Annotated in this window: 16 protein-coding genes; 5 read left to right on the forward strand and 11 right to left on the reverse strand. The window is 39.6% G+C overall.

What is annotated here, in order from left to right:
* Positions 1-8: 8 nt before the first annotated feature.
* Positions 9-200: a Txe/YoeB family addiction module toxin gene (locus tag B4G94_RS11425; RefSeq protein ID WP_286858972.1), complete on the reverse strand. Its 192-nt coding sequence runs from the start codon at positions 198-200 to the stop codon at positions 9-11.
* A gap of 71 nt (positions 201-271) precedes the next feature.
* On the reverse strand, positions 272-478 hold the full coding sequence (locus B4G94_RS11430; RefSeq protein ID WP_108636245.1) for a DUF2683 family protein: 207 nt from the start codon (positions 476-478) through the stop codon (positions 272-274).
* A gap of 526 nt (positions 479-1,004) precedes the next feature.
* Between B4G94_RS11430 and B4G94_RS11435 the strand changes: the two genes are divergently transcribed.
* Positions 1,005-1,970 carry a hypothetical protein gene (locus B4G94_RS11435; RefSeq protein ID WP_209577629.1) on the forward strand — a complete coding sequence of 322 codons (966 nt, stop codon included), beginning with the start codon at positions 1,005-1,007 and terminating at the stop codon, positions 1,968-1,970.
* Between the two features lie 255 nt (positions 1,971-2,225).
* Here the strand turns inward: B4G94_RS11435 and B4G94_RS11440 are convergent, their stop codons facing one another.
* From B4G94_RS11440 to B4G94_RS11465, 6 genes are all read right to left on the reverse strand, one after another.
* The gene (locus tag B4G94_RS11440) at positions 2,226-7,070 is read right to left on the reverse strand and encodes a DNA repair ATPase (RefSeq protein WP_286858955.1); all 4,845 of its coding nucleotides are present in this window, start codon (positions 7,068-7,070) and stop codon (positions 2,226-2,228) included.
* A 104-nt stretch (positions 7,071-7,174) separates the two neighbouring features.
* Positions 7,175-9,292, reverse strand: a complete 2,118-nt coding sequence (locus B4G94_RS11445; RefSeq protein WP_108636241.1) for a flotillin family protein — start codon at positions 9,290-9,292, stop codon at positions 7,175-7,177.
* A 121-nt stretch (positions 9,293-9,413) separates the two neighbouring features.
* Positions 9,414-10,136, reverse strand: coding sequence for an OB-fold-containig protein (locus tag B4G94_RS11450; RefSeq protein ID WP_108636240.1), 723 nt, complete (start codon positions 10,134-10,136; stop codon positions 9,414-9,416).
* A gap of 11 nt (positions 10,137-10,147) precedes the next feature.
* Positions 10,148-10,342: a DUF4177 domain-containing protein gene (locus tag B4G94_RS11455; RefSeq protein WP_181390665.1), complete on the reverse strand. Its 195-nt coding sequence runs from the start codon at positions 10,340-10,342 to the stop codon at positions 10,148-10,150.
* Complete coding sequence (locus B4G94_RS11460) at positions 10,329-11,036, reverse strand: PspA/IM30 family protein (protein ID WP_108636238.1); 708 nt, start codon at positions 11,034-11,036, stop codon at positions 10,329-10,331. The genes B4G94_RS11455 and B4G94_RS11460 overlap by 14 nt, the downstream gene beginning before the upstream one ends.
* Positions 11,037-11,040: 4 nt before the next feature.
* Positions 11,041-11,430 (reverse strand): YbjN domain-containing protein, encoded by a 390-nt coding sequence (locus B4G94_RS11465; protein ID WP_108636382.1) that lies wholly within the window; start codon positions 11,428-11,430, stop codon positions 11,041-11,043.
* A 91-nt stretch (positions 11,431-11,521) separates the two neighbouring features.
* Between B4G94_RS11465 and B4G94_RS11470 the strand changes: the two genes are divergently transcribed.
* A complete protein-coding gene (locus B4G94_RS11470) occupies positions 11,522-12,181 on the forward strand; it encodes a helix-turn-helix domain-containing protein (protein ID WP_165305474.1) in 660 nt (219 codons plus the stop codon).
* Between the two features lie 548 nt (positions 12,182-12,729).
* Entirely contained in the window at positions 12,730-13,137 is a 408-nt protein-coding gene (locus B4G94_RS11475; RefSeq protein WP_108636236.1) for a hypothetical protein, read from the forward strand.
* 63 nt (positions 13,138-13,200) lie between these two features.
* Here the strand turns inward: B4G94_RS11475 and B4G94_RS11480 are convergent, their stop codons facing one another.
* On the reverse strand, positions 13,201-13,596 hold the full coding sequence (locus B4G94_RS11480) for a single-stranded DNA-binding protein (protein WP_286858959.1): 396 nt from the start codon (positions 13,594-13,596) through the stop codon (positions 13,201-13,203).
* Between the two features lie 182 nt (positions 13,597-13,778).
* Here B4G94_RS11480 and B4G94_RS11485 point away from each other — a divergent pair, with 182 nt between their 5' ends.
* Positions 13,779-14,141, forward strand: coding sequence for a hypothetical protein (locus B4G94_RS11485; RefSeq protein WP_108636234.1), 363 nt, complete (start codon positions 13,779-13,781; stop codon positions 14,139-14,141).
* A gap of 154 nt (positions 14,142-14,295) precedes the next feature.
* Here the strand turns inward: B4G94_RS11485 and B4G94_RS11490 are convergent, their stop codons facing one another.
* Entirely contained in the window at positions 14,296-14,877 is a 582-nt protein-coding gene (locus B4G94_RS11490) for a helix-turn-helix domain-containing protein (protein ID WP_286858961.1), read from the reverse strand.
* A gap of 421 nt (positions 14,878-15,298) precedes the next feature.
* On the opposite strand from B4G94_RS11490, the gene B4G94_RS11495 reads away from it, so the two are divergent.
* A complete protein-coding gene (locus tag B4G94_RS11495) occupies positions 15,299-15,805 on the forward strand; it encodes a tetratricopeptide repeat protein (protein ID WP_286858963.1) in 507 nt (168 codons plus the stop codon).
* 92 nt (positions 15,806-15,897) lie between these two features.
* Here the strand turns inward: B4G94_RS11495 and metE are convergent.
* Positions 15,898-17,693: 5-methyltetrahydropteroyltriglutamate--homocysteine S-methyltransferase (gene metE, locus B4G94_RS11500; RefSeq protein ID WP_286858965.1), on the reverse strand; the 1,796-nt coding region annotated here is incomplete at its 5' end.

Genomic DNA, 17,693 nt, shown 5'->3' on the forward strand with positions numbered 1-17,693 from the left:
TTTATTATCTACAGATAATGGCCTTTAAGAGACTGTATTTCGAGTATTGTTTCTCCATTTTCTTCGTATACTTCATAGATAAGTCTGTGCTCCTGATCTATTCTTCGTGACCACGAGCCGGATAATTCATATTTCAACGCTTCTGGTCTGCCTATACCCTCAAATGGTGTTTCTAATATAGAAAGAATAAGAGTTTGAATCTTCTTCTAGATTATTTTGTTACCTGATTTTTTCCAGAATTTTAAATCTTCTACCGCTTGCGGAGTATAAATTATTTCCATAGATCATCAATGCCGATTTTAGTCCCTTTGCCGTTCTTAACATCCGCTCGGCCATTTTGTATCTTTTTTACAAAATCTGGATTATAGGTACTGCCTTCTACAGTGGTAGTCTCAAATTTCATTTTCAATGCTTTGGCAATTGCCTTGATTGCTTCAAGTTGCTCTTTGTTTTGCGGATGTAAAAGTATTGCTTCCATGATTAAGTCCTTTAAGTTCGTTCTTCTGCTAAATATTTATCCAAAGATCCTTTGCATAAATCTGCTATTCAACTAGCGTGATCTACCTGTTAAAAAATTACAGCTAGTTAAACTCTTACAAAGATACTAGTTTTAAACATGCTAACAATTTACAGGTCAATTACCTTATGATATTCTGCTGTTCAAATTCTCTCATTGACTCTATTCAAGTCAATGGAGAGTGATCGGGTATGTGGTTTTAGTTCTTATGCTCCCGAATTGCCTGAATAATACCTTCCAAATTTTCATTGAAGTCCAGTAACTGGCCGAATACTTTATCATCTTTAGCCAGTCCACCGTGTTTATTGTTCTTGCGGAAGATTTCTTGTATAACATATTTTATTTAAAAATTTTATAATTGTATAGATTATCTTTATTTTTGTTTTGAAATATAAAATAATCGTGAGCATCTTGCTTCATGGTACAAGCCTGCTTAGTGATATTTCGAAGGAGAGAAAATTATAAACCAATATAAATTTTTAAAATTATGGATGACATACATGGAAGTGTAGGGACTATTTATCACGGGTCTGTTAATAAAAGCCAAAATCAGAGAATCACCACAAATCATATCTATCTCCATCCCGGAGAGCGAAGTGGTGAATTTGAACGTTGGATGCGTGAGATAGGCGGATTGCTCCAACTTGATCGCGAGTATTCAACGTTAAAACCATTATTGGATTTAATAGTTGCTGTATTGGAGCCAAATCGGATTTTCTTGATACCACACCCTGCTATTGAAAAATACCAAGTTAAGCCCTATGTAGAGATTATTTTGATACTTGATGGCTGGGAATATGATTTAGATCGGAACGAACCGATCGTAAAAGGTATTCTTGAGCTTGTGTGTATGAAACAGCGTACTGTTGTGTTTAATATTCATTCGGGAGATGAATGGGAAGCAGAAATGAAAGATGGATACTTTTACAATGTTGCGCACTGTCGATCTAAATTTCTGGTGTTTTCGGGAAGCCCATATCGTTTGGAGGAACCGGAAGCTGATTCTCTAAAAAATTTTCAAGATAATTTTTCGTCTAAATTCAATAATCAGGTTGAGATAACAGAACATTTTTTAAAGAAATGTAAGGCCCTGCTTTGTGAAGGAGATGTTGTTTCAGATTTGGTTTTTACTCTTTTTTTGTCATGCTTAAAACAAATCTACCGTATGGTCATCTGGGCTCTATCATTCGATATTCCGAGTTTGAATAGATCAAGCAAAGAACTCGAAGAAATGGCTGCAAGAGTGCTGCCGCAACTAAGGGGGCAGCTAAGTAAAAATACAGATGTTTATCTAAGTTTTGGAAGTGATTATTTGGAAGCTCATGATGGAGAAATAGTCGGAATGGAACACTACGTTTCTTACCTCACAGAACTTGAACGTTTATTTGAAATCGCTAAGATCGCGTTCGAGCAGAAGATGGTCGTATTATTTGATCCTGAGGAAAAGATATAATAGAAATTAAAACAGTTATGGAAACAAAGTATCATACTAAATATCCTGAGGCGAGTGATTAATTTTAAAGTTTCATTTGTAATAGTCTGCGGTGGTTTCATTATGATGATAGTATCATTTGATACTATCAAAGATCATCATTAATCAGTCCTAAATTAGCTAAAACTTAAAAAAAAGTTGATAATAATCGTATCAAAACACTGCTATCCCAGGTGAACGGACTAGAAAAGTGAGCTGGGATAGCAGTAGAAAATCTTAATTCTTATACTCCCGAATTGCCTGAATAATACCTTCCAGATTTTCATTGAAGTCCAGTAGCTGACCGAAGACTTTATCATCTTTGGCTAGTCCTCCATGTTTATTGTTTTTGCGGAAGATCTCTTTGATGGCTTCCCAACGTTCCTGCTCGACAGGGTTCAGTAGTCCGGCAAGCTCTTTTAGTTTTAAAAGGTTACTTTCAGTGTCCGCAGTTAGTGTCTGCGATTCGCTCTCATAGTGTGCGAGAAGAACCTGATCAATTTCTTGCTCATTCATCATGGGGACCACCTGTGCAACCAGTTTGCTCATATTCCGATACGATCCCTGCATTTTAAATGGCGGTTCGGTACGGTAATTATCCTGCATCGCTGCACTCTGAATATAATTCTGATTCACTTTGATCACAACATTTCTGATTTTTAGCACATGCCGTAGCACAGCGATAAAGTCATCAATATCCTGTTTCAGATAGTTTCCCTCTAAATTGGGCAATTGATCCATAACAGACTGTGCATAGTTGACCAGGGCATAGAAGTCATTAAACGACTTGCTTGCAATCTTCTCGAGGTAACTGTTTTCAATCGCCGCATTTTCAATCAAACTGAGGTTGAATAATGCTTCGGTATCACCGATCACATCGCCGAGATTGTACACATCTGCCCGATTGGCAAGCATGTCGGGAATCTGAAACTTAGAGCCGCTCTCGGTATACGGGTTTCCTGCCATCACAATACAGAAGCGCTTGCCACGGAGGTCATAGGTCTTGCTCTCACCCTCAAAAATACCATCAATCTTACGTTGACCATCGGCCAGAGAGATAAATTTCTGTAAAAACTCCGGATTTAAGTGCTGGATATCGTCCAAATACAGCATGACATTGTCAGCCATCTCAAATGCAAGATTGATCTTTTTGAGCTCTTCCCGTTCTCCGGATGTTTTCGCTTCAATCGGGTCAATGGATGTAATCGAATGACCAATGGTTGGGCCATTGATTTTGACAAAATGTAAACCCATAGTTTTGGCAAGATATTCCATTAAGGTAGTCTTACCGTAACCCGGAGGCGAGATCAACAGAAGCATGCCCATACGGGCCGTACGCTTGTTGTCACCTGCAGCTCCCAGCTGTTTCGCGAGGTTATTTCCGATCAATGGAAAGTAAACTTCGTTGATCAGCTTATTACGTACAAAGGAAGTCAGTACTTTGGGCTCAAACTCACCGATCTTTAGTTCTTTGGCATAGGACTTCGCAAGCTGCTCTTTCAATGTGGAGAAAGCCACAAAACGAGGTACATTATACGCACTGAATTGCGCGAGACGTGCTAAAAAATCATGATATTGAATATGTTCTTCTCCATTGTTCAGGATCGCATGATTGCCTTTTAATCCGCTGATATGCGCCTGGTCTTTTGCAATGATCAGGTGATACTCATGGGTCGGATAAAGCAACATGATCGCTGCTTCCTCAATATATTTACGTAACGTAAGATATTCCGGATGCTCATCAACGAAGGAGTTGAGCCAGTTTAAAGTCAGGTAAAAGCGATCTACCACGCTAAATTGTTCGTTCTGAATATCCGCTTCAAAAAGCTTGTAACTTTTCTTGGATTCCAGCAGTCGAATAAACGCCTTTTTCAGATCATCGGACTGTTCACTGACGACAAAGGTATTGTAGCTCGTAAACGTTTGAAAAAGGTAAGTTGCCAAGTCACGGTCATGAATGGTGGCGCGATCCAAATGTGTCTCCCAGGCATTGAACAACTTGCTGAGTTCATCAATGACGGATTGGTAACGATTTGAATTTGGAAACGTTTTCAATATCGTGTAAGTCGAGTGTATCAGCGCCAGCTGTTTTGCACGCTGATCATCAGAAAGCGATTGCCAAAATAGCTGAGCCATCGTGCGCAAAGAAGGATCATAGCGTAGCAGATCCAGTTTGCTATCGAGCTGTTTTATCGTATCATAGATCAATAGCGCATCCACATTGTGAACCCCTTTGACATAGCCTTCCGAATAACTTTGTTCCACGGTCTGCGTGATGAACAGTGCAGCATCAAAATCTTGTTGTCCTTTCGAAGCCAGGAATGCTTTGTATGCAAGATATTCTGCACGATAGACTTCCTTGTTTTCAGAGACAAGTTCCTGATCCCAGATATCCTGAAACCTGTTGATCTCCTCGGCCTGCACCTTTTGATAGAAACTTGTCCCAGTCAGGTGGAAATACAGTTCGTCATTTCTGCGTAGTAAGGTAAGGCTAAGGGATTGGTTGTTGACCGCAAACTTATGCTTGCCCAGCGCGATGATATTTTCGCCGTCCACAAAGAGGTCATTCTTATCCCGTAAAACCCGTAAAGCGTCTTCCTGTGATTTCTTTAATAGGTTTTCAAGATTTTCCGCTTTTGAGACATCCTGCAGTGTTTTTAGCTCCTGTACCAACTGTCTGATCTTGTCGATCATCAGATCCGAGGCAAAAAAGCTGAGGATCTCTTCCCGCGTTGCAAATGTCTTGGATTTGTTCTCAATATTCTTTAATACACGAAGACCGATCTGTTCGATCGAGGACGTACGCTTGTTGATCTGTTCAACGATTTGTTCTCTGCGGGAATTAAAAGCCTTGATAACCTCATCACGTTTGTCCGCGATCTTGAGGGCAAAATCTTCAAATTCGGAAAACTTACTTTCAAGTTCCTCCAGCTGAACGATAACTTTTGTGTAATATTCGTCTACCTTTTCGGTTGTCGTCGACAGTTCAAGGTAGTTGGTCACGGATTGCTCCAACAGGGTCAGCTGTGCAGAGAATTCGGCTATTGCTTCTGTACTCTTTAATGAATTGAGTTTTCGCGTTAGCTGTGCGCGGACTTCATTTAAGGAGGAGAAAATAACCGAAATTTTCTCAATGATTTTGGTTGTCTGCGTGGAGTCGTCAATTTTTAAACTATTGAGGATATCAATCAATAGTTCCAATTCACCTGAAATGGCCAAATTGGCTTCCTCGATTGCCTTGGCATCGTATACCTTCACTATGGCATCCACATTCTTCTTTTGCTGTTCTACTTTCTGTTCATAAGGAAGCAGAGCTTCATCACGTAGGAGAAAAGCAATGGTTTTTTCAGCCAGCCCAGAAGTGATAACCTGCAGTTTTTCCAACAGACTATCTATGCTGACCGTATCGATATATTTTACATTTTTAAGGTCAATGATTTCACCCTGAAGACGACGGGAGTCGGCCAATTGATGGACGAGCTGATCGAGTTTGTCTACAACGGTACTATTGATGGAGAAGGTGAGTTCTTCCATCTTCTTTTCCGCTGCGATATTTAATTCTGCGGCATGTTTGCGTTGTGCCTGTACTTTGACAAATTCATCAATGGCGGTATTGGCGACTTCCTTGATCTGTGTTAATGGCTGGCCAAGATTTGATAAGGCCTCATCTTTGATCCAGAAATAGGAATCCAATAAAACCGTGGACTTTTTGAGGATATCTTCGTATAAACCTTCGTAGCTGTCCTCTTTGTTGATCAGCTGTATAACCTCCTGAGCCTCGGCCATCGCCTGCACGATCTGTTTATTGCCTACCTTATAGAGGGGATCATCTTTCTTTTGCTCATTTTCTTTGAGCATGGCCATATAGGGTGTTTCCCAGATCTGAACCTGATGATGTCTGGTGGCTTCTGCCTCGGTGCGGAAATAAATTAAGCTACCATCTTTGAACAGGGTAAATCCGTTGCAGATAATCGGAGTCTCGACATGCTGCTGAATGATGTTATATGACAGTAGGATATAGGTATTGGTTTCCTCCTGACAGAATATATATAGAAAATCCTCACCATTGGGGGAGGCTATTCTACGAAGGAACGATACCTGCTCAAACTGGGCGTCAAAAACTTTGTTTGTGCCATTTTGTAAATAGTAGCCATTGGAGAAAATAATCCCTTGGTTGTCTGGTAACAATATTGCGGATTCATTCAGTGATTTGAGGTTGATTACTTCCTTCGTCCGTTGGTTATAGACAAAGGCCCTAAAATCTTCCTGGTATGGCTTGATGCGTACCGCAATAAGATTGCCGAGATCTGCATAGTAATAATCGGCATCGTCCAATTGTTGGTCTGCATTGACCACTTTTTCGGAATAGATCCCTTTACCACTGTCTGTATTGTTTTCGATCTTGAAGGTGATGTCGCCATTGATCGCCTCAATAAAGATCTTATCCATAATGGATATATGGGGATACTTACCGAGCCGACGGTCTTCAAGCGTGGTTTTCGTCCAGTCAAATTCAAATTGATTGGGCAATTTGACTTCGTGGATGCTGCGGTCATCCTGATACTGGAGCTTACCATCTTTGATTAACCATTTGAATGCTTTGAGGTCAGCAGGATTTTTGCTGGTCTGAAAGATCATGTACAAATAGTTCTCCGTCCTACGAAATTTGGAGAATATGGAGTCCCTGTAGTATTTATATAGATTTTGGTAATCTGAAATAAAATTTTGATCGTTGATCAGGTCGAGGGACTGCGGAATAAATTGATTATTCTCAAATGCATAAACACTGAAAACATCTTCCAGCTTGATCTCGGTACGCAGTCCAAAATGCACGTTATACCCAAAAATACATTGATTATCCAAGGCCAGAATACCGCGGGCAACACAGTTGTTTTCTGTGGTGATCCGTTGATTGGCTTTGAGGACAAAACTCGTCGAATTAAAGACTTCTTTACGGGCTTCATTCAACTGTTGGAGCTTGGTCGCGAGTTCTTCTTTTTGTGTAAGAAGCCGCTTTCGGATAATCTCATATGCACCTTGGTCAAGGCTGTCGTTCTGATTTATTACGTTTTCTTCTGGCATAAAATGAGCTTTCTCTACTGGATTGTTGTGACAAAATCAATTTTAACTACCCGCAGGAGCCATTTTGAAATGGTCTTGCGGATAATTAGTAAGCTTAAGATGTCTTAAGACAGCTTCTTGTTGGAAATGCCTAAGTTTTTTGCCAACCCAAATAAGGAATTGATAAAACCTGCATCTTCACCGTTTTCGGCATCTGTGGCTGCCTGTTGCAGTTTGATCAACGCCGCAGAAACTGTTAAGTTCTTGATATCATTGGATGAGATACCATATTTATCTGCCAGTCCACGTACTTTTTCGGCGAGATCACCTTTCCCGTCTGGGCCCAATAGTGAATTTTTGATATCAGTGGCATGTTTCGAATTGTCGATCAGATGGTCAAAACCTTTGGCATTGGACACCTGACGTACAATGTTTTCGAAGAACATGGTTTCACCACCGACGATGTCTATCTTCGCTGTTTTAAGCGCTTCGGACAATACCCCCGCCTGTGCTTGTGCAATATCTTTTTGGATATTGATCTGTGCAAGTTCGATGTCACGTTCTTTCTGTAACTGTAATTTGAACTCTTCGTGGTCTTTACCCACACCATCCAGTTTTTTCATAGCTTCGGCTTTCTCTTCGATACCTTTTGCCTCCGCAAGTGCCTTTTCACGGACAACTTCCGCCTGTGCTAAACCTTCTTTGCGCATGGCTTCGGCTTTCTTCTCAATAACATTTGCCTGTACAGTACCTTGCTTCTCTTCGGCTTCGGCTTTTGCGACCATTACTTCGGCTTCTGATAAACCAATTGCAGCTTCTTCTTTCGCCTGAGCTTCAGCTATGATCTTACGGCTTTCGGCCTCTTTGAGTGACGCCTCTTTTTTCGCTTCGGCGTCTATCAATAATTCCTGAGCACGTTTTTCTGCAATCTTACGCGCCGCTTCGGCGTCAATCACTTTTTTCTCAGCCTCTTGTTCTGCCGCAATTTTTGCTGCTTCAGCCGCTTTCACCGTAGAAATTAATTTCTCTTCTGCTTCTTGTGATGCTGCAATAACACCAGCTTGTTTCTTCCGTTCTACTTCACGGAATACTTCAATATCTTTGACACCTTGTTGCTCTTCGATAACGCCTTTTTCTAATTGGACGCGTTCTTTGATTACTCCTTGAATACTTTTCTTCTCGGTCTCAATCGAACGCTCTTTGTCAATCTGAGCCAAGGTGACAATACGCTCACGTTCGGTTTGTTCCAATGCGCGGTCTTTCTCTACGCGTTCGGCTTCCACAGCATCTGTACGTTGCTTGTTTTTCTCGGCAATGATAATTTGGCGTAGTTTATTTTCTTCCTGTACTGCCAGCTGCTCTTCGGTGGAAATGCGGACGCTTTCATATTTCAGGCGCTCTTCTTCACGTACCTTAGCAATCTCTGCTTCCTCGCGGGCCTTGATATTATCAATTTCACGTTTTTGTTTTTCTTCTTTTTCGGCAAGTTGACGATCCAGTTCTAAAATTGCCTCCCGTGCTTCTACGTTTTGTTTTTTGATTAATTTCTCTTCGTCACGACGGATAAAGTTGGCATTGATATTTTGTTTTGCTGTCAGCTCGGTGATTTTCTTAATACCTTCACTATCCAGGATGTTGCTGGGATTTAAATGTTCGATATCTGTTTGTTCCAGGTAGTCGATCGCACAGTCATCAAGGATATAACCGTTCAGGTCTGTACCAATGATATTGAGGATTTCATCACGGAACTCACGACGTGCTTCATAGAGTTCGATAAAGTCGAATTTTTTACCTACGGTTTTTAAAGCTTCAGAAAATTTAGATTCAAAGATGCTCTTTAAAGTTTCGGGTTCGCTGGCACGGTCGCATCCCAAATTCTGGGCAACGTTGATCACATCATCAACATTTTTGTTGACACGAACAAAGAATGCCACCTTGATATCTGCGCGGATATTGTCTTTACAGATCAGTCCTTCGCTCTGCATACGGGCGATTTCAATTTTTTTGATGGAGATGTCCATGATCTCCATCTTGTGGAAAACCGGGACGACATACATACCCTTGTTGAAGGCAACTTTCGTTCCGCCAACACCTGTTCGGACAATTGCCTTTCCCTGCGGGATCTTTTTGTAGAATGCACTCAGTACAACAAAGAATGCAAAGATTAGAAAAACAGCTAAACCGACAATCAGCAATATAATTCCGTTTAAGCCGCTTAAAAATAAAAGAGGTTGATATAGCATATTGATTAGTATTTATTTAGATTTTAGTATTTAGATATGAGTATTTGGATTTTAGTTGCGCAAGCCTACGGCTTACCGATTAAGTCTTTAATCCTTGCTCCTTGTTTTTTTTTATTTTCGATTAAATATTGTCAATGGTGATTTCCTTGGTGACATAATAATATTTTTTGTCTTTGGATTCGTCCACAATAATGACATCATCGCCATAGCCGATTTTCTCGCCATTATGACTTACGACATTGAGACGAATTGGATCTTGTTGGATAATAAATTCAGCAGAACCTATTTTTTTACCCTCAATACTTGCACGCATTTTACCCATGCGGCCGAGGAAATCATGGCTCTCTTCGCCATTATAGCCAATATTTTTGAACATTCTTGCTAAAGGTTTGGTCAGAAAATGCATTAAAAAGAATGTAACGATAAAAACCGGAACCAGGATCAATACCGATTTTATTCCCCAGGATGCAACGTCAATATACAATGAAGATACAATGGTGATCACCCAGCCAACGAATTTAAACATGGTCACAATAAGCATAATGGGCACTTTTCCGACATTGATATAATCCATTGCCTTGGCAAAGAAACCCGGTTCGGTATGCGTATCGGAGTCTGTATGATGATGTGGATGATCTGGTCCATCGGTATCAATATCATGTGAGCCATCGACGTCACTGACATCAGGTGTAGGATGTAGGTCCACATCGGCATCCGCGTCAAATAGATGCACACCATCGCCCATGAGAAACATAAATAACCAATACACTACAGACAGGCCTGTCAGGACAGTCATGATGCCATTTGACAATGGGTTGAATAAGATATTGATTAATTCTGTCATCGTATTTTCTTTTAAATTTTTTCTCTTTTGAAGGTATAATGAAATGACCAGGAATTACCATTCATTTCAAGGTCCTGCATCGCGACCAGCTCCCAGCCCTGATCACCGAGGTCGTTCAGAATCTTGTCGATTTTGTCCGAGTCCAATTTGGTTCCCCAGAAGCCTTGGGGTTCAATTTTGATTGTTTTATACTCAAATTTCCGCATCGCCATTCAATTTTCGTTTTAATTCTTCCAGTTCACTGTTTACAGCGTCCGAACCACCTATGGATTCATTGATCTCATCCACCTTGCTTCTATTACCTGTTGCGATTTCACCATAGGCTTTCGCTAATGCTTCGTCCTCTTCGACTTTTTCTTTCATGCGTTCCAACATGGAAATCGTGCTGTTGGAATCAATGTTGGCCAGTTGCCGGTTGACCATTTTAGCTGCGTTGGAAACCTTGACCCGTGCTTTCAAAGTTGATAATTCGCTTTCCCATTTAGCGATATTGAATTTAAGTATATCCACATTTTTATGCAATTCCTCTGCGGAACTCTGATGAATTGCTGCCTGTTTATCCAGTTCGGTAGCTTCAATCAACAATTGCTTTTTCAGTAATAGGGCCTCTTTGGCCAGGCTTTCTGCTTTTTCGGCAGAAAGTTCTCCTTTTTGTGCTTTCTGCAACAATAAAATGGCCTTGCTTTCAAATTCATTGGCTTCTTCCTTTTTCTTTTCACAGTTATTCTGCGTGCGTATCGCTAGCGCTTTTACTTTTGCATAAGCCTCTAACGATTGTTCCAGGTCTTCTTTCATCTCACGGATACCTTGCTCCGTCATTTTGATGGGGTCCTCCATTTTGTCCACTACAGCGTGGATCTCTGCCTGACCGATTCTGAAAATTCTCTTAAAAATATTCATTATTCTATAATTTTGAAAAACTTATTAACTGATTATAATATTCACTGATCAAAAGACTAAGTGAATTGATGGCTGCATCAAATTCATTTTGATCCAGATTATGTATCTGCAAAGTATATCGGAATATGACCTTTCTGCCATCCTCCGTCAAGGCAAATCCGCCATGGATGATATCTCTATTTTTTATGAGTAACGATCTGAACATGTCCATGTTCTCGTTGTTGATGGTAAATAGATACTGCTCGAAAATTACGATGGGATGTGCTATACCCACAATGAGGTTGCGAATACCATCATCTTCGTTTTCGATGACAAAGACGCCTTCTTTTTCATCCTTATGGGTAATGTTATAACCGATGTTGGCGATATAATTTTCAATTTTTGAGAAGTACATAATCAAGTTTTTTATATATTGCACATATTCTTTGCATAAAGATAGTGAATTGCAAAAATATTTTGCAAGAAAAAATTAATTTTTTTTTAAAATGAGTAACGTCGGGAATAATATAAAAAAGCTGAGAAAGGTGAAAGGATTGAGTCAGCAGGCTTTTGGAGATGTTTTTAATCTTACTAGGGGGAATATTTCATCTTACGAAGAGATGCGTGCCGAACCAAAAATAGAGATTGTCTTAAAAATTGCAAATTATTTTGGCATTCCTGTGCAACATCTGATTGAAAAAAATCTTTCTGTTAATGAGATTCTCAATTTTAACGATTATTTTCAGCCTGATACGCCTGCAGTAGGAGGGAAGCGATTGGCACAGGTCCCGTTATTGGAACGTGAAGCGCTGTTAGATGCTTGTACTTATGTGTCAAAATTAAATGAACTGCCGGTCATCGAGTTTCCGTTGCAGAGCCGCAATCGTTTTATTGCGATGGAGTATATGGATGCTATACCGGTACCCGGTGACTTCGCTGTATCAGCACAATCAATTCTATTTTTTGAAGAAATTGACATTGAAAGCTTGCATACGCTAAACAATGCCTTCGGCCTATGTTTTTCAGCCGAGGAATTCTTTATTGGAAAATATACCTTAGCAGAGCAGGAAATAAGCTTGGTTTTAAACGCATGGAAGAAAGTCGACTTTGTATTGGCCGAGAAGGGAAATTTTTGGAAACTGTATGGTAAATTTGAAAGGATATAAGTCGAGATTGGAGGCAAAAAGCAAACACGAGCTCATTTGTACCGATGAGATTGAACAATATACCGCCGAAGACAGGATGAACCGAGCGATTGAGCTCACGGATACCTTAAAGTACAAATTTAATGAGTCAACGAGCTCATGAATACCATTGAAAATAGAGACTTTATGAATAATGCCTTAAAGGGAGACTGCAAGAATATTCAGATCATGGATATCGTTTCCGGGGAGTATCTTGCTTTGGAGACTAGGTGAGGTCAGTACGGTGATTAATGCCATGGTTTTGTTACAATCGACAACTGTTTTTTCATCAGATATTTTTAATGTAAACGCATGATAAAGAGAAAAACGGAGGTTTTTTTAACACTTATTTGTTTTTGAAAAAAAATAAATTTGGATTATAAAATAAAATAATCCAAATTTAAGTTGGTAAATAATTTTAATTTATTATAAACTTATTCGTTTCATGGAACCATCATGCTTTATTCAACCTCTCTGAGCGATGAATAAATTTGATCGCTTCATCACAATTTAAAAACAAATTTATACAAATGAAAAAAATGGTATTATCTGCAGCAATTGCTGCACTTTTCCTTGTTTCTTGTAATAATGCAGATAGCAAAAAAGTAGAAACAAAGGATACGGTCACAACGACTGATACACAAGGTGGTGTTGCCCAGACAACAACGACAGAGACAACAACGACTACTGAAGTGCCAAAGTTTAGTTCTCCGGAAGCACAACAGTTGGCAGACGATTACACAAAATATGTGAACGAATATGTTGCTGCTGCTAAAAGCGGAGATGCAACTAAAATTCAGGAGTTAGCCGGAAAACAACAGGAGTGGGCTACAAAAACTGCTACCGCTCTTACTAAATTAACTCCGGAAGATGCGAAGCTATGGTCGGAGTATGCTCAAAAGCTAGCAGCAGAGTTAACTGCTAGTGCAGCGAAATAGTTTTTTGATAAAAAATAAAAAGTAGGGCTTTGTATAAAAGTCCTACTTTTTTTCTGTCTTAAATCAGAATGGAAGATCTTCTTCATCCTCCTCTTGTGGTACCGGAATATCCTCGTTTGCGCAGTTTTGATCGGATAGAATCAAAAAGCTGTCAACTTTGATTTCAGTAATATATCTTTTCGTTCCATCAGCATTTTCGTAGTTACGATAGGTTAGTTTCCCTTCAACCATCAGTTTGGTCCCGCGGCTACATTTCCTTTCAATGGTATTGTTTTGCTTGCCCCATACGACAAGTGTATGCCATTGTACCTCCTCTACCCATTCTCCAGCTTTGTTTTTGAAAAGATCATTTGTGGCAAGTCGTAAAATAGCGTAATTTACCCCGGTTGAAGTGGTTTTGATTACAGGATCATTTCCTAAATGACCAATTAATTGTACTTTGTTACGTAATGTGCTCATTTTGTCTAATTTTTAAATGTTTCTAATAATTCTTATTTTAGTTACTGGCCATAACAATTGATGTGGAATGACCTTGAGCAAAGATGAAAAGGAGAAAGAATAATAATCGTCTGTTTACCATTTGTATTCGACTATAGTCGGTTGTAACCGTTTGTTGTCGTTTAACTTTCATATTGAACACTATGGAAAAAGTCTGTTTGGAATGTGGGAAAAATATACGGGGAAGATCGGATAAGCGCTTTTGCGATGACTCCTGTCGAAATGCTTACAACAATAAATTGAATAGTGATCAGACCAATCTGATCCGTAATGTGAATAATATATTGCGTAAAAACCGGCGTATTTTGGCGGATGTGCTGGAAGGGGAGGAGAAGGGTATGACAAAGGTCCTGCGCGAAAAATTAAAAAGACTGGGATTTGATTTCAAATTCCACACGCATACATTTGTCAATAATAAAGGCCAGGTTTATAACTTTATCTATGAAATGGGATATCTCACATTGGAAAATGAGTGGATATTGGTTGTTCAAAAAAAACCATTATAAAATTTTACAACAATTTCTCCTTAATGTCCCCGCTTTCCCTCTTATCTCTAATGGGAAATGTTCTTCTGATTTTATAAAACCTATTCATATAGCTGTATTTTCAACTTGCTCTTATCGTGAATTCTGATTCGAGTAAACTGAATACTAGTTATTTTTAATTTACATCGGATCCTTTAATTCTAAAATAGTTTACTGCTGTGAAGATGATAATTACGGCATAATAGCACATTGGGATGAGCAGAAAAAGCCAGCCTGTAAAAATATAATTTAAAGACGAGGGCAGTTGAATATGAAAAAATTTTGCTGTAAGGAGATAGCCTATAAAGGCTCCGAGAAATAAAAGACCGGAGGCATGTATGATGATGATCTTTTTTAGATGCTTGCTGTATTGGGCATCTTTATTCTGCTTCGTGTAGCCCATAATGGCCGGGACCAATAAGCCCAATAATGGGTTGACCAGAAACGTTAGAGAAGCCAGGTAAAGAGCCTTTATGCTTCCACTTTGGTTTTTGTCGATACTGATTTGATTTACATTTGGCATAATTAATTGTTCTAAAGGAATTTCTAAAATCTGACTGATTTGTCTTAAACTGAAACCACTGATCTCTTCAGTCCCCTTCTCGATTCGTTGTACTGTTCTTAAAGATAGGCCTGCTTGATTGGCGAGATCCTGTTGTGTCAGTCCTTTGTGCTTTCTAGATTGTTTGATGAGTTGATTTACTGTTTGACTTTCCATGACACGAAAATGGCTAAAACGGTGTTGATTTTAAAAAAAACGATATGACAATAATATGCCAATGATATAACATGTTTGTAAGTTGTTAATAATCAAATATTTTTTAATCTGATAAATATTTTGAATCTTTGCAACACAATCAGGTATTAATATAAAATAAAAAAACGGAAGAATATGTTTGCTATACTAAAAACCCCAGCTTCGTCCTCAAAGAAGAGTCTTGGGCATATTCTCCGGAATACCGCACTCTCCTAATCTTCTTTTCCGGACCAATTTTCGGCGCTTGAATACAGCATCGGATCGTGATGTATGTGTCGCCAGGAGATCATTTGAGATGATCTAACCGATAAAGGAAATGACATCTGTGTGGCTGGTCGTAGTCGCAGGAGGTCTAATACTCATGTAATGTTGAAAAAAAACAATGAATTCAGTGAATAAATATGTCCTTCAGGCTCTGGATAATTATCCATATTATCTGGAGGATACGTTAGAATCCTTATCCTATGCCTTGTCATACGATGAATCCAATACCATGGCGTTGTGTTTAATGGGTAGGGTTTATGCGGAGCAACTTTTTGATTATGAGCAGGCAAAGAAATATTTTCAGGAGGCTTTAAGCCACAATGTGCATGCTTTGGAAGTGTACCCCTATTTTATACAGACCTTGATCGACATGGGCGATTACGAAGCAGCAAAGAAAACCATCAAATATGCATTGACATTGCCCGGGATGTCCCTGACAGTGATCTGGATTAAGAAGGTGTTGCTGCTTGAGAAATTAAAGAAATACAAAAAGGCTTTAAAAATCCTCAAAATGGCTAAGTTGGATAACTTGGACAGCGATCTGTCCACGGTCATAAAGTCTGTCGAAGATCGGATTAAAGGAAAACAGGAAATTACCAAGACAAGCAAAAAGCGAGGTAAATAACTGACGAAGATGCTTGATTTCGGATAAAATACTCAAAAAAATAAGCCCAAGATGAATTCTCATCTTGGGCTTTTATCAATATAGTTTAAGAATTATTCTGCTCTTAAGATTTTCGCAGCATCAACCATTGATTCTAAAGCAGCTTTAGTTTCAGGCCAAGCGCGTGTCTTCAAGCCACAATCTGGATTAACCCAAAGTTGCTCCGCAGGAACTACTGCTTTTGCTTTGCGCAATAAGTCTACCATCTCATCTTTGCTTGGTACACGTGGTGAGTGAATATCATATACACCTGGACCGATATCGTTCGGGTATTTGAAATCACCGGCAAATGCATTCAATAATTTCATTTGTGAACGGGAAGTCTCAATTGTGATTACGTCTGCATCCATTGCTGCGATATCTTCGATCACATTGTTGAACTCAGAGTAACACATGTGTGTGTGGATCTGTGTATCATCCTCTACATTGGATGAAGATACACGGAAAGCACGAACTGCCCAGTTCAAGTAATCTTTTTGATCAGCTTTGCGTAATGGTAAGCCTTCACGGATTGCTGGTTCATCAATTTGGATGATTTTGATTCCTGCTTTTTCCAAAGCTTGTACTTCATCCAGGATGGCCAATGCGATTTGGTAAGTTGTTGTCGAACGTGGTTGATCGTTACGTACGAAAGACCATTGTAAGATGGTAACTGGACCAGTTAACATCCCTTTAACCGGACGGTTAGTCAATGATTGAGCGTAAGAAGACCAACGTACAGTCATGTCTTGTGGACGATAAACATCTCCGTAGATAATTGGAGGTTTCACACAACGGGAACCGTAGGATTGTACCCAACCGTTCTGAGTGAATGCATATCCCGCCAATTGCTCACCGAAGTATTCAACCATGTCATTACGTTCAAACTCGCCGTGAACCAATACGTCGATATCCAATTGTTCTTGAAGACGGATTGTGTTTTCGGTTTCTTCAGCAATTGCTTTATCGTATTCTTCTTGTGTGATCGCTCCTTTTTTCAAATCAGCTCTCCATTTACGCACATCTTTCGTTTGTGGGAATGAACCGATCGTTGTTGTAGGGAATGCTGGCAAGTTGAACTTCGCTTGTTGTGCTGCTTTACGGTCAGCAAATACTGATGTACGTTTTGCATCATCATCAGTAATATTGCTCGTACGTGTTTTAACTTCTGGTTTGTGGATCAATGGAGAAGTACGACGGCTTTCAGCAGCAGCTTTGTTTGCTTCAAAACGTTTTGTCGTTTCTGCATCAACCTCACCGTCAGCTAAGATCGCTAGATCTTTTACCTCTGCTAACTTCTGTTTTGCGAATGCTAACCAGTTTTTAACTTCAGCAGGCAATGATTGCTCATTGTGCTCATTGTCCAAATCAAAAGGAACGTGCAATAATGATGAAGAAGGAGCAACCCAGACACGGTCTTTTCCTAATGCATCAACCGCTTGTTTGATTTTAACCAATGATTTTTCGTAATCGTTTTTCCAGATGTTACGGCCTTCAACAATACCCAATGATAATGTCAATGAAGCAGGAACTTTAGCCAAAACTGTATCCAATTGGTTTTCACCGCGTACTAAATCCAAATGTAATGCATGGATCGGTAAGTTAACCGCGATATCTTCGTTGTCTTTTAATGCTTCGAAGTAAGTCGTAGCGATTAATTTAATGTTTTTGGCAGCGGCAGCTAATTTCTCAAAAGTAGGTTGGTATAATGCTTTTACTTTTTCGTCTAGATCCAAAGCCAAGAAAGGCTCGTCAATCTGAACATATTGTGCGCCAGCTTCTGCCAATTTAGCCAGGATTTGCTCATATACCGGAACCAATTTGTCCAATAGGTCGATACGGTCGAAACCAGCTTCTTTTTCTTTACCGA

Source organism: Sphingobacterium sp. UBA7625 (genome assembly GCF_002484085.1).
In the GTDB taxonomy this organism is placed as follows: domain Bacteria; phylum Bacteroidota; class Bacteroidia; order Sphingobacteriales; family Sphingobacteriaceae; genus Sphingobacterium; species Sphingobacterium athyrii.